General features: G+C 70.9%; 10 protein-coding genes. 8 read left to right on the forward strand and 2 right to left on the reverse strand.

What is annotated here, in order from left to right:
• The first annotated feature begins 36 nt into the window (after window positions 1–36).
• Window positions 37–1,062 (forward strand): Gfo/Idh/MocA family protein, encoded by a 1,026-nt coding sequence (locus tag ACW62_RS11320; RefSeq protein ID WP_053204208.1) that lies wholly within the window; start codon window positions 37–39, stop codon window positions 1,060–1,062.
• Between the two features lie 9 nt (window positions 1,063–1,071).
• Here the strand turns inward: ACW62_RS11320 and ACW62_RS11325 are convergent, their stop codons facing one another.
• Entirely contained in the window at window positions 1,072–1,749 is a 678-nt protein-coding gene (locus tag ACW62_RS11325; protein ID WP_053204209.1) for an N-acetylmannosamine-6-phosphate 2-epimerase, read from the reverse strand.
• A 155-nt stretch (window positions 1,750–1,904) separates the two neighbouring features.
• On the opposite strand from ACW62_RS11325, the gene ACW62_RS11330 reads away from it, so the two are divergent.
• The 7 genes from ACW62_RS11330 (at window position 1,905) to ACW62_RS11360 (ending at window position 9,128) form a co-directional block, all read left to right on the forward strand.
• Window positions 1,905–2,912 (forward strand): Gfo/Idh/MocA family protein, encoded by a 1,008-nt coding sequence (locus ACW62_RS11330; RefSeq protein WP_053204210.1) that lies wholly within the window; start codon window positions 1,905–1,907, stop codon window positions 2,910–2,912.
• The gene (locus tag ACW62_RS11335) at window positions 2,909–3,841 is read left to right on the forward strand and encodes a dienelactone hydrolase family protein (protein WP_053204211.1); all 933 of its coding nucleotides are present in this window, start codon (window positions 2,909–2,911) and stop codon (window positions 3,839–3,841) included. Before ACW62_RS11330 ends, ACW62_RS11335 begins: the two co-directional genes overlap by 4 nt.
• Window positions 3,838–4,842 (forward strand): hydroxyacid dehydrogenase, encoded by a 1,005-nt coding sequence (locus ACW62_RS11340; RefSeq protein ID WP_053204212.1) that lies wholly within the window; start codon window positions 3,838–3,840, stop codon window positions 4,840–4,842. Before ACW62_RS11335 ends, ACW62_RS11340 begins: the two co-directional genes overlap by 4 nt.
• Window positions 4,843–5,032: 190 nt before the next feature.
• The gene (locus tag ACW62_RS11345) at window positions 5,033–6,259 is read left to right on the forward strand and encodes an ABC transporter substrate-binding protein (protein WP_053204213.1); all 1,227 of its coding nucleotides are present in this window, start codon (window positions 5,033–5,035) and stop codon (window positions 6,257–6,259) included.
• A gap of 79 nt (window positions 6,260–6,338) precedes the next feature.
• A complete protein-coding gene (locus ACW62_RS11350; protein ID WP_053204214.1) occupies window positions 6,339–7,253 on the forward strand; it encodes a carbohydrate ABC transporter permease in 915 nt (304 codons plus the stop codon).
• Window positions 7,250–8,149 (forward strand): carbohydrate ABC transporter permease, encoded by a 900-nt coding sequence (locus tag ACW62_RS11355; protein ID WP_157574678.1) that lies wholly within the window; start codon window positions 7,250–7,252, stop codon window positions 8,147–8,149. Before ACW62_RS11350 ends, ACW62_RS11355 begins: the two co-directional genes overlap by 4 nt.
• Before the next feature lie 25 nt (window positions 8,150–8,174).
• Complete coding sequence (locus tag ACW62_RS11360) at window positions 8,175–9,128, forward strand: carbon-nitrogen hydrolase family protein (RefSeq protein WP_053204216.1); 954 nt, start codon at window positions 8,175–8,177, stop codon at window positions 9,126–9,128.
• A 69-nt stretch (window positions 9,129–9,197) separates the two neighbouring features.
• Here the strand turns inward: ACW62_RS11360 and ACW62_RS11365 are convergent, their stop codons facing one another.
• The gene (locus tag ACW62_RS11365; RefSeq protein WP_053204217.1) at window positions 9,198–12,062 is read right to left on the reverse strand and encodes a carbohydrate binding domain-containing protein; all 2,865 of its coding nucleotides are present in this window, start codon (window positions 12,060–12,062) and stop codon (window positions 9,198–9,200) included.
• Between the last annotated feature and the right edge of the window lie 7 nt (window positions 12,063–12,069).

Consider the following 12,069-nt stretch of genomic DNA (forward strand, 5'->3'; position numbering starts at 1 on the left):
AGCAGCTCGGACCATCGGCGTAGAAGAGGAGCGAACGTGGCAGCAACGGCACTCGGCGTCGGGATCGTCGGCCTGGGCAGCATCGGCGCGACCCATGCCCGGGCCCTACGCGACGTCGAGGGCGTCGAGGTCCGCGCGGTCAGCGGCGGGCGGCCGGACGCAGCCGCGGCGGCCGGTTGGCCGGACGCCGTCCGGCTGGCGCCCGACGAGGTCCTGCGGCACCCGGGCGTCGACGTCGTCGCCGTGTGCGCGCCGACGCAGTGGCACGCCCCGCTCGCCGTCGCCGCGGTCGAGGCGGGGCGGCACGTGGTCGTCGAGAAGCCGCTGACCACCAACGTGGCCGACGCCCGGCGGCTGGCCGCCCTGCAGCGCGAGCACGGGCGGCTGGTGGCCATGGTCGCGCAGCGCCGCTTCGAACCGGAGTACGCCGCCCTGAAGTCGCTGGCCGACGCCGGCCGGCTGGGCGCGATCCGGCTGGGCACCACGCACGTGCACTGGTACCGCGACGACGCCTACTACGCGGCGGCGCCCTGGCGGACGTCGATGGCCGGTGGCGGCGGCTCACTGCTGAACCAGGGCGTGCACAACGTCGACCTGCTCCGCTGGCTGTGCGGGCCGGTCGAGGAGGTCACGGCCCAATACGCGACGCTCGGCCGGGACATGGACGCCGAGGACACGACGGTGGCGACGCTGCGGTTCGCCTCGGGCGCGCTCGGGCTGGTCAGCACGTCCACGGCGACGCCGCCCGGCGCGCCGGCCACGGTGGCCCTGCACGGCTCGTCCGGCGTCGTCGAGCTGGGACAGGGCGAGGTGCTGCGGTGGGACGTGCCGGGGGTGCCCGCGCCCTCGTCGGACGGTCAGGTGGCCAGCGGCGCCGCCGACCCGCTGGCGATCGGCGTCGCCGGGCACGCCCGCATGTGGCGGGCGATCGTCGAGGCGATCAGGTCGGGGGAGCGCTACGGCGCCGACGCCGAGGACGCCGCCGACACCGTCCGCCTGCTCTGCGGCATCTACGAGGCGGCCCGGTCCGGCGCGCGAGTGCGCCTGACGGACCTCGCGTGACGGCACGCCTCACGGCGCCATGGCGGCGCGGAACTGCCGGGTGAGCGTGGCCGGATGCGTGATGGCGGTGCCGACACAGACCGCCCACGCGCCACGGGCCAGCCCTTCCCGGGCCTGAGCGGGGGTGTGGAAACGTCCCTCGGCGACGACGGGGAGCGTGCAGCGGCCGACCATCGCGTCGAGGAGCTCGAGGTCGGGGCCGGTGGTGCGGGCACGCTCGGGCGTGTAGCCGGCCAACGTGGTCGCGAGGACGTCGACCCCGGCCTCCTGCGCGGCCAGGGCGTCGTCGAGCGACCCGCAGTCGGCCATGACGGTGACGTCGACGAGTTCGCGCAGCTCGGCGACGGTGGTGGCCAGAGTTCGCCGGTCCGGCCGCGGGCGGCGGGTGCCGTCGACGGCGACGATGTCGGCTCCCGCCTCGGCCACCGCCAGCGCGTGGCGGAGCGTGGGGGTGATCACCACATCGCCGTCGCCGTCCTTCCAGATGCCGACGACGGGAACGCCGAGGCGGGGTCTCGCCGCTCGGATGTCGGCGGTGCCCTGGAGCCGGACCGCGACGGCGCCACCGGCGGCCACGGCGTGGGAGACCCGCGCCATGGTGCCGGGGTCGCGCATGGGTTCGCCGGGGTAGGCCTGACACGACACGATCAGGCCGCCGCGAAGCCCGTCCAGAAGGCTGCTGGTCATGCGTCCGTGCCGACATCGATGCGCATCTGCTCTCCGAGGTCGCTAGGAGTGGTGACCGGATCCCGGCCTGACGGCAGTCTGCGGTGCAATCGGTTGCAGAGTCAAGGCGCTGACCCTACCCTGGCCTCTGACATCCGAACGGCAACGGAGGCGACATGATCCGCCTGGCAGTGCTCGGTGCCGCACACGCGCACGTCGCCTACGCGCTGGACGAGGCCGCGCGGCGGGACGACGTCGTCCTCGTCGCGGCGGCCGAACCCGACGCGTCGTCGCGGACGGCCTTCCTGGCCGGCCTGGGTGACGTGCCGGTGTACGACGACGTCGCGGCGCTGCTCGACCGGCACGAGGTGGACGTCGCCGTCGTCGCCGGCGTCTACGCCCAGCGCGGCGACGGCGCCGTGGCCGCGCTGGAGGCGGGCGCGCACGTCCTGGCCGACAAGCCGCTGTGCACCTCGCTGGAGCAGCTCGACGCGATCGCCGCGGCGGCGGCGCGCACCGGCCGGCACGTCTCGGTGCTGTTCGAGAAGCGGTTCTCCCCGGTGACGCTGGCGGCGCGCCGGCTACTGGACGACGGCACGCTCGGCGACCTCGCCCTGGTCGCGAGCACGGGCCCGCACAAGCTGCGGCTGCCGGACCGGCCGCCGTGGTTCCTGTGCCGCGACGGCTACGGAGGCATCGCGGCCGACCTGCCGGTCCACGACATCGACCTCGTGCTCGCGCTGTCCGGAGCGACGTCGGGAACGGTGGCCGCGCTGGCCGGCAACGCCCGCGCGGCCGCGCACCCGGACGTCGACGACCACGTGGCGGTCCTGCTGCGCGCGGGCTCCGTCACGGCGACGATCGAGGCGCACTGGCTCTCGCCGGAGGCCGCCGACCTGCACGGTCACTATCGGATGCGGCTCACCGGCAGCCGCGGGACCGCCGAGCTGGACTGGGCCTACGGCACGCTCCAGGCGGCCACGCACGACCGCGCGCCGTGGTCCGAGCCGCTCCCGTCCGGCCGTCCGCCCGCCGCCTACTTCTTCGACGCCGTGGCCGCCGGCGCGGAGCCGGAGATCTCGACCGCCGCGAGCCTGCTCGCCACCCGGGTCGCGCTACTCGCCCAGGCCAGTGCCGACGCCGGCGGCGCACCGCGGTCCTGGTCGGCCGCGGGGAGCGAGTGACGGTGGCCGGCGAGGCGATCGAGGAGGCCGCGCTCCGCGCATGGTGGCGGACCTGGCTCGGCGCGGTGCCCGATCCCGAGGGGACGTTCGCCGTCGACGCCCCGGTGCCGGACGGCTCCGGCGTGCGGCGCCGCACCGTCCGCCTGAACTCCTACGGCTCGGTGCTGGAGGCGGCGCTCGTGTCGCCCGACGTGCCGGGCCGCCTGCCCGTGGTGGTCGTGCCGTTCTACGAGGTCGCGACGGTGCTGGGCGAGCGCACCGAGCGCACCCGCGGCTGGTCCGACGCGCGGCTGCGGTCGTGCTCGTACGGCCGGCACCTGGTGGACCGCGGCTTCGCGGTGCTCGCGGTCCCGTGGTGGTTCGAGCTGGTGGCCGGCCCGGTGGGCGAGACGGCGTCGCTGCACGAGCGGTACGGCCCGCCCGCCGCCCGCCACCAGGCGTCGCTGCCCATGACGGGTCTGGGTCGCGGCGTCGCCGATCTCCTCCTGGCCGTCGACGCACTGGTGTCGGTGCCGTGGATAGACCCGGCCCGCATCGGCGCGCTCGGGCACTCGCTCGGTGCCAAGCTGGTCCTGCACCTGGCCGCCCTCGACGTCCGCATCCGGGCGGCGGTCGCCCACGAGGCGGGCCTGGGCTTCGCCCATTCCAACTGGTCCGATCCCTGGTATCTGGGCTCGCACCTCCCCACCGGCCGTGACCAGGATCAGCTGCTGCGGCTGGTGGCGCGGCGGTCGTTCCTGCTGGCCGGTGGCGGTGCCTCCGACGGACGGCACAACGAGGAGCTGGTCGACCGGGCCCGCGAGGCGTGCGGGGACGCTGCGGGGTTGCACACGCTCTACCACGACAACGGACACGCACCGCCCGATCACGTGCTGGCCGCCTGCTACACCTGGCTGACCGCCCATCTGGAGAGGAACGCACGCCCATGACCGACCTCAAGGTCTACGTCGCCATCCGCCCGGACGAGTTCGACCGGCTGTACACGCCGGATGCGCAGGACCGCCTTCACTCGCTCGCGCAGGTCGAGGTCGCCGCCGGCGAGGGCAGGATGGCGCTGCCGGACGACGTCGCGACCGGCTACGACGCGATCCTCACGTCCTGGAGCACCGCACCGTTCCTGCCTGGGGTGGTGCGCGGCCCGCGGCTGCGCCTGGCGGCGCACACCGCCGGTTCCGTCCGAGGACTGTTCCCGCGCACCACGCTCGAGAACGGACTCCGGCTGACCCAGGGCGGCGCCGCCGCGATGGCTCCGGCGGTCGCCGAGCTGGCCATCACGCTGGTGCTCGCGCTGCTGCGCAACCTGCACCGGCACGACCGGGAGCTGTGGACGAGCCGCGACTGGGCGGCGGCGCGCGAACCGGAGCTCGGCCGGGCGTTCTCGGCCCGCCGGGTGGGCATCGTGGGGCTGAGCCGCGTCGGCCGGCACTTCGCCTCGATGGCGCGTGGCCTGGGCGTGCGGACGGTCGCCGCGTACGACCCGTACGCCGACCCCGCCTCCGCTGCCGCCGACGGCGTCGAGTTGGTGGGCCTGGACGAGCTCTTCGCGAGCTGCGACGTCATCAGTGTTCACGCGCCGTCGACGGAGGAGACGCGTCACCTGGTCGGCGCGCGGCAGCTGGCGGGGCTGCCGGACGGCGCGGTCGTCGTCAACACCGCTCGTTCGTGGAGCGTGGACCAGGACGCCCTGCTGCGCGAGGTCGCGTCCGGCCGTCTGCTGGCCGGCCTCGACGTCTTCGACGAGGAGCCGCTGCCGTCGGACAGCGGCTTCCTGGGGCTGCCGAACGTCATCGTCGCCCCGCACGTCGCCGGCGGCACCGTCGAGGCCCGGCACCAGCAGGGCGACATCGTCGTCGACGAGCTCACCCGCTTCGCCGCCGGTGCGCCGCTGCTGCACGAAGTGACCGTCGACGCCTACGACCGCCTCGCCTGACGGCACCGGCGAGTCTCGGCCGATTCGAATGCTTGACGGGCCGCAATGGCCCGGCTAGGTTATTGCAACCGCTTGCAGTGGCGCCAGGCTCGGCCGGCCGCAGTGGCCCTCGAGGGCGTGCAGGCGGACACAGAACCCAGGCCCGGAAAGGGACATCATGGGAAAGAAGAAGGTCATACGGTATGCGGCAGTGGTTGCCGGTCTGACGCTGTTCGTTGCCGGCTGCGGCGGCGACGACGACGCGGGCACAGCGTCGGACGATCCCACCACGGTGGAGGGGAACGTCCTGTTCTGGACGTATCCCATCGGCGTGAGCGGCGAGGACGGCTTCTGGGACCCGATCGTCGCCGAGTTCAACGAGCAGTACCCGAACGTCGAGATCGAGGTCGTCGTCCAGCCCTTCCAGAAGCGCGAAGAGACGCTGGTCACGGCCATCGCGGGGAACCAGGCGCCTGACGTCGTCTACCTGAACCCCAACTACATCCCGCGCTTCGGCGGCGACGGGCTACTCGAGCCCGTCGGCGACCTCGTCGACGACGAGTTCAACGACGCGGCGGTCGACTCCATGAGCTGGGAGGGCGAGCTCTACTCCGTCCCGCTCCTCATGCAGATCTTCCAGTCGGTCTGCAACACGGCGGTCCTGGACGCCGCCGGCGTCGACACGTGTCCGGAGACCTGGGATCAGCTGAGGGAGATCGCGCCCGCGGTGAAGGACGCGGGGTTCTACCCGACGCACTACGAGGGCGCGCTCGGCGTGACGCTCACCCAGACGTTCTACCCGTACCTGTGGCAGGCCGGCGGGGAGGTTCTGAACGAGGACGGCACGGAGGCGGCGTTCAACAGCCCGGAAGGGATCAAGGCGCTGGAGTTCCTCACCGAGCTCGCCGGCAACGAGTGGATCGCCGCGCGCAGCCTCACGGTGCTGGACCCGTTCGAGCAGACCCCGTCGGGCAAGGGCGAGACCGCCTACCTGCCCTCCACGAGCCTCGCGTCGCTGCGGGGCGTCGGGCTGGACGAGACCCTCGAGGTCGTACCCCCGTTGAAGGACGTCGAGCAGGTGGCCGCCGGTTCGGTCGGTGGCCTGTCGATCATGTCGTCCAGCGAGGTGAAACCAGCCGCCCGGGCATGGGTGGAGTTCATGACGTCGGCGGAGCAGATGGGCTCCTTCGTCCACGCGACCGGCTACTTCCCGGCGCGCGACACCATCACCGGGTTGTTCGACGACGATCCGAAGTTCGCCGACGGCCAGCAGTACCTGCACCTGGTGCGGGCCGGTATCGGCCATCCCGAGGAACTGGCCATCACGGACCTCATCAGCCCGCACATCCAGGCCGCGCTGCTGGGCCGGGCCAGCCCGGAAGACGCGCTCGCGGCGGCGGAGAGCGAAGTCAACGACCTGCTGGCACGGCGGGGCTGAGGACGGCCGCACAGCCAACCACCCGGCGCGTCCCACCGATGGGGCGCGCCGGGGACCGTTCTTTGAGAGGAGGGCCGCCATGACCGTCGCAGACCTGCGGCGCACCCGGTCCGGTACGACCCCGCAACGCTGGTGGAAGGCCAGGGGCGCGATCATCGCGTACGCCTTCATCGCCCCCTACGTCGTGCTCTTCCTGGCGTTCAGGATCGGGCCGGCGATCTTCGGAACATTCCTCAGCCTCGCGGAGTACGGCCTGGCCGGCGACATCACCTTCGTCGGCCTGGACAACTTCTCCAGGCTGTTCAACGACCCGATCTTCTGGAACGCGCTCAAGGTGACGGTGCTGTACACCGTCATCGCGATTCCGCTGACCGTGGCGATCTCCATCGGCATGGCCGTGCTCTGCAACAGGACGTTGCGCGGGATGAGCGCCTATCGTGCTGTGTTCTTCCTGCCGGTCGTCACCAGCAGCGTGATGTCGGGCATCGTGTGGGTCTGGATCCTCGGCGAGGAGGGCCCGCTCAACTGGCTCCTCACGTCGGTCGGCCTGCCCGCGGTGCCCTGGCTGAATCACGACATCGTCGTGCTGCTCTCGCTGGCCGTCGTCAGCGCGTGGACGCACTTCGGCTACGACATGCTCATCCTGCTCGCCGGGATGCTGGCCATTCCGACCGAGTACTACGAGGCGGCGGAGGTCGACGGCGCCAACGCGTGGGAGCGGTTCAGGCACATCACCCTGCCGTTGTTGAAGCCGGCCCTCTTCTTCGTCATCGTGCTCGAGATCATCCGCTCCTTCCAGGTCTTCGACACGATCTACGTGATGACCGGCGGCGGTCCGGTCCGCTCCAGCTATTCGCTGACGTTCATGATCTACGACCAGGGATTCGGCTACTTCGAGTTCGGCTACGCGAGCGCCGCCGGTGTCGTGCTCCTGGTCATCACCCTGGCGGTGTCGCTGGTCCAGCGGCGGCTGATGCGAGGAGGCACGACGTGAGTGCGCCGGTGAATCTCGACGAGACGCTGGAGCGGTCGACGGCACAGGCCCCGCGGGCCACGAGCGCGGGCCGGGCCGGACGCCGTGGCCGCCGGCGGCGTCCGCGCTGGATCCATGTGCCGCTGGTCGTCCTGGCGTTCGCGACCGCGTTCCCGTTCTACGCCATGGTGGTGCTGGCGCTGCAGCCGGGCAAGCCCATCGACCTGCCCGGATCGCTGCTGCCGTCGAACATCTCGTTCGACGCGTTCAGTGCGGCGCTCGGCAGCGACCGGACGGCGGGGTGGGCCTGGAACTCGGCCGTGTACTCCATCGTGTCGGTCGTGCTGGTGCTGCTGCTGGCGTCGATGGCCGGCTACGCGTTCGCCAAGAAGCGCTTCTTCGGCCGTGAGGTGATCTTCTGGGTCTTCGTCGCGACGATGATGATCCCGGGGCACCTGACCCTGATTCCGCTGTTCATCACGATCTCGGAGCTGAACGGCCTCGACACCATGTGGGGACTGATCGTCCCGACGCTGGCCAACGCGCAGGCGATGTTCCTGATGCGGCAGTTCATTCAGGAGATTCCCGACGAGCTCATCGATGCCGCACGCATCGACGGCGCCGGCGAGCTGCGCATCTACTGGTCGATCATCCTGCCGCAGACCAAGCCGATCATGGCGACCCTCGGGACGTTCGTCTTCCTGTGGCACTGGAACGACTTCCTCTGGCCGCTGGTGTCCATGCGCAGCCCGGAGAACTACGTGTTGACGGTCGGGCTGAACAGCATCCAGGAACAGAACGTCCCGCTCGCCACCGTGATGGCGGCCGCCGCCGTCACGTTCGTTCCCACGTTGCTCGTGTTCTTGTTCCTGCAACGGTTCTTCGTCCGCGGCGTGATGATGAGCGGCCTGAAGTGATCCAACCAGCGAGAGGTGACGCCACATGGTCAACAGGGTGACGGTCGCCGCGGTGTCGGCGTTCGCGCAACCGTGGGACGAGCAGGTGAAGCCGGCCGACGTCGTCGACCGGATGATCACGCATTGGGGCGAGCGGCTGGAGACCGTCATCCACCAGCGGCCGGACCTGCTGGTGCTGCCGGAGTACTGCGACCGGCCCTACGTCGCGACCTACCCACGCGACCTCCTCGAGGAGTACTACGCCATCCGCGGCGATCGGATCCGCGACTTCTTCGCGGAGAAGGCGGCCGAGTTCGGCATCAACATCGCCTACTCGGCGTCCCGGGACACCCCGGCGGGCCGGTTCAACTCGACCCAGTTCCTCGGCCGCGACGGCGCCGTCGTGGGCGTGTACGACAAGTGCTTCATCACCGACGGTGAACGGTCGGTGATGGGCGTGACGCCGGGCGCCGGCGCCCGCACCGTCCAGCTGGACTTCGGCAGCGTAGCCGGAACCATCTGCTTCGACCTGAACTTCGAGGAGCTGCTCGTCGACGTCGCCCGGCTCCGGCCGGACCTGGTGGTGTTCAGCTCGGCCTTCCACGGCGGGTACCTGCAGAGCCACTGGGCCTACACCGCCCGGGCGCACTTCGTCGGGGCGATCTACCCGCCGTCGAAGAGCGCCGTCCTGAACCCGTTCGGCGAGGTGATCTCCACCAGCACCAACTACCGGCACGAGACGATCGCCGAGATCAACCTGGACTCGGCGCTCATCCACATCGACTTCAACGGCGTCAAGTTCAACGCGATCCGCCGCGAGTACGGACGCGACGTGCGCATTCACGACCCGGGCTCGATCGGCGCCGTCATGATCAGCTCGGAGCGGGACGGGCTGAGCATCGACGAGGTGATCGACCGGTTCGAGTTGGTGCGCCTGGACGACTACTTCACCCGCGTCCGGACGTTCCGCGCGGACGCGAGCCGAGCCGGAACCGTCTGACTGCCCGCGGGACGACGGAAGGGGCCGCGCCGGATGGCGCGGCCCCTTCTCGTTGGCTGCCGTGAAGGATCAGTCCACCACGCACTGTCCGCTGCGGGGACCGGTCACGGTGTTCGATCCGGCCTGCTCGATGATGGCCGGGCTGTTGCCGGTACAGGCCAGTGGGCCGGTGATCTCGTTGTCGGCGAAGTCGACCTGGTCGGCGGCGTTGCCGGCCAGTTCGACGGGGCCGGTGACGGTGTTGCCGCTGAACCGGAACCGGCCGGTGGTTCCGGCGATGGCGACCGGGCCGTTCAGCGTGGAGCCGGTGACCTCGACGGTGCCGGCCGAGCTGACGCGGAGCGGGCCGGTGATCGTGGCGTCGGTGGCGTGCAGGCTGCCGCCGCCGCTGATGGTCACCGGTCCGTCGACCGTCGCACCGGTCACGCAGACGGTGCTGCCGTCGGCGGTCAGCGGTGCCGCGAGGTCCTCGTCGACGGTGACATCGCACCGCACTGCCGGTGCGGCCGGGGTCCAGCGCAGCAGCTCGGAGCCGGTCGCGTAGTAGTACCGGCCCTGGGCGTCGATGGCGAGGTTGGCGGTGTTGGTGGCGATGATCTCCATGTCCAGCGTCAGGGGATCGACCTCGAAGACCCGGCCGCTCGTGGATCCCACCAGCATGCCGTTGTGCCAGTACAGCTCCCGCCCCCGGACATAGGCGGCGCTGTCGTCGGTGTTGAAGTACCGCCGCTGGGCGACGACCTGCCTCGTCTCGGGGTCGAACTTGAAGATCGAGTTCGCGGTCAGCCCCCACAGGTACCCGTCGTCGTCGAAGACCAGCGCCGAGACGTGGCCGTCGCCCGGCACCGGGACGGTGTCGAACACGACCTCGCCGGTGGCCGGGTCGAAGACGAACAGCTTGCCCTCGGTCTCGGTCGGTTCCTGACCAAGACCGCCGGTGATGCCGGAACCGCCGTAGAGCAGGCCGTCGCGGTACTGGAGCGCGTAGATCGACTGGTTCTGGATGAGGTTGTCGTGGACCTCCAGGGTCATCGACTCCGGGTCGAGGATCGCCAGCGCTCCGCCGAGCCGCGCCGGAATGGGGAAGGTGCCGACGGCCACCTTGTCGCCCATGCTGGTCATCGCGATCGGCCGGTCCTGCTCGTGGCCGACGTAGATTCTCGGCCGCGGGTTGACACCCGGCTCGAGCGGCTGCGACGGGTCGTAGACGTTGATGCCGGCATTGGTGTAGGTGCCGTAGATCAGCAGGCCGTCGTGCGAGTGGAAGTCCATGATCTGCCCACTCAGCGGCAGCGAGGTCGTCTCGTCGGTCTCCGGGTCGAGGTGGACGAAGCCGGCACCGCCGAGATACACGTCGCCGGCCGGGCCGGCGCCGATGGAGCGGATGAGGATGGCGGCGCCCAGCGCCTCGGTCGGCCGTGTGCCGCACTCGCCGCTGACCGGATCGTAGGTGTAGAACGTGCCGTCGGCGCGCGCGGTGACGAGTGTCTTGTCGGAACCGCCGTCGTTGGGCAGCGGCACCGGGTTCCACATGCGGGCGGCGCCGCCGTCGAGGTCGAAGCAGGTGGACCGCTCGGTTCCGGTGTCGAGGTCGTAGGCGACCGAGCCGCCACCCATCAGCGGAACCAGGACCTCGCGGTGGGTCTCTGCCCCACTGACGGTCTCGAACACCGGGGAGACGCCGAGCCCGACGGCTTCCTGGCTGATCGTGTCGATCCAGGTGGAGGTCTCGAGGTCGTAGACGTGCAGCCGGTTCGACGGGTAGTACCGGACGAACAGCAGGTTCTCCCGGACGTCGACGTCGTAGGCGAACTCCTGGCCGGTCTCGGAGTCGGGGTTCGGGATGATCGTCACCTGGTCGGTGGTCAGGTCGACGACGCCGACGGCGGCCGTCGAGCCGAGGCCGACGTAGGCCGTCTCACCGACGACGTCCATGCTGCGCACGTACTTGTTGCCGGCCTGGACCGTGCCGTGGTCGTGCCAGGTGCCGTCAGCGGGGTCGTAGGAGAAGACCTTGCCGTCGGGGTACGAGCCCCACACGATCCGGCCGGACTCGGTGACGCCGGTGGCCCAGAGGTTCGTCTGGCCGAACGGCTTCTCCTTGATCAGTTCGAACGACAGGTCGTCGGGGTCGAACCGCCACACGGCGCCCATGACGTCGCTGCCGACATAGATCGACCGGTCCGGCGCGGTGGCGTACGACCACGCCTGCCAGATGTTGTCCATCTCCTTGGACGCCAGCAGCTCGCCGGTGTTGATGTCGACGACACTGGCGATGGACGGCTCGCCCTTGGCGATCACCAGCCCGATGGCCCGGCCGGACGCGTCGGTGGTGTAGCCGATGCCGGCCGACACGAGATTGGTGATCGGTGTGCCCAGGCTCTCATGGGTGCCGCGGAACGGGGCCGGTTCGAACCGGACGTTGTCCACGTAGGCGTCGACGGTGGCGGTGCTGCCGCTGTTCATCACCACCTGGGCCTGCGTGGCGCCGTCCGGCACCGTGGTCGTCCAGGACTGCGGGGACCACGCGTCGAGGTCGGGGGACCACCGCACGTTGTCGATGCCGACCCGCTCGCCCGCGCCGTCCAGGAAGTACATCGTGGAGTTGATCGTTCCGGACGTGACGTACAGATCGAGGCGGACCCGGTACTCCTCCCCGGCGGTGACGGGCACGGCAGCCGAGACGACGGCGCCGCCGTACTGCGTGTCCTCGTCGACGAAGTGCAGACTCCGGGAGCCGTCAGAGGCGCGCTCGTCGGTCACCTCGACCCGGACGGTGGGACGCAGCCACTGGGGTGACCAGCCCTCGATCTCTCCGCCGGCGCCGACGGCAGCCTCGAAGCTGGGATTGACCAGCGGGTTGCCGGCCGCCTCGTCCGCCGCCGCGGTGGGCAGGGCAGCCAGCAGGCCACCGATGGCGACACTCGCCAGCATGGCTGGC

This window comes from Jiangella muralis, from assembly GCF_001270745.1.
GTDB lineage: Bacteria > Actinomycetota > Actinomycetes > Jiangellales > Jiangellaceae > Jiangella > Jiangella muralis.

Excerpts from the sequence above, each read along its gene's own strand:
- ACW62_RS11325 (WP_053204209.1), bottom strand. The coding sequence starts at position 1,749 with ATGACCAGCAGCCTTCTGGACGGGCTTCGCGGCGGCCTGATCGTGTCG.
- ACW62_RS11330 (WP_053204210.1), top strand. The coding sequence starts at position 1,905 with ATGATCCGCCTGGCAGTGCTCGGTGCCGCACACGCGCACGTCGCCTAC.
- ACW62_RS11340 (WP_053204212.1), top strand. The coding sequence starts at position 3,838 with ATGACCGACCTCAAGGTCTACGTCGCCATCCGCCCGGACGAGTTCGAC.
- ACW62_RS11350 (WP_053204214.1), top strand. The coding sequence starts at position 6,339 with ATGACCGTCGCAGACCTGCGGCGCACCCGGTCCGGTACGACCCCGCAA.
- ACW62_RS11360 (WP_053204216.1), top strand. The coding sequence starts at position 8,175 with ATGGTCAACAGGGTGACGGTCGCCGCGGTGTCGGCGTTCGCGCAACCG.
- ACW62_RS11365 (WP_053204217.1), bottom strand. The coding sequence starts at position 12,062 with ATGCTGGCGAGTGTCGCCATCGGTGGCCTGCTGGCTGCCCTGCCCACC.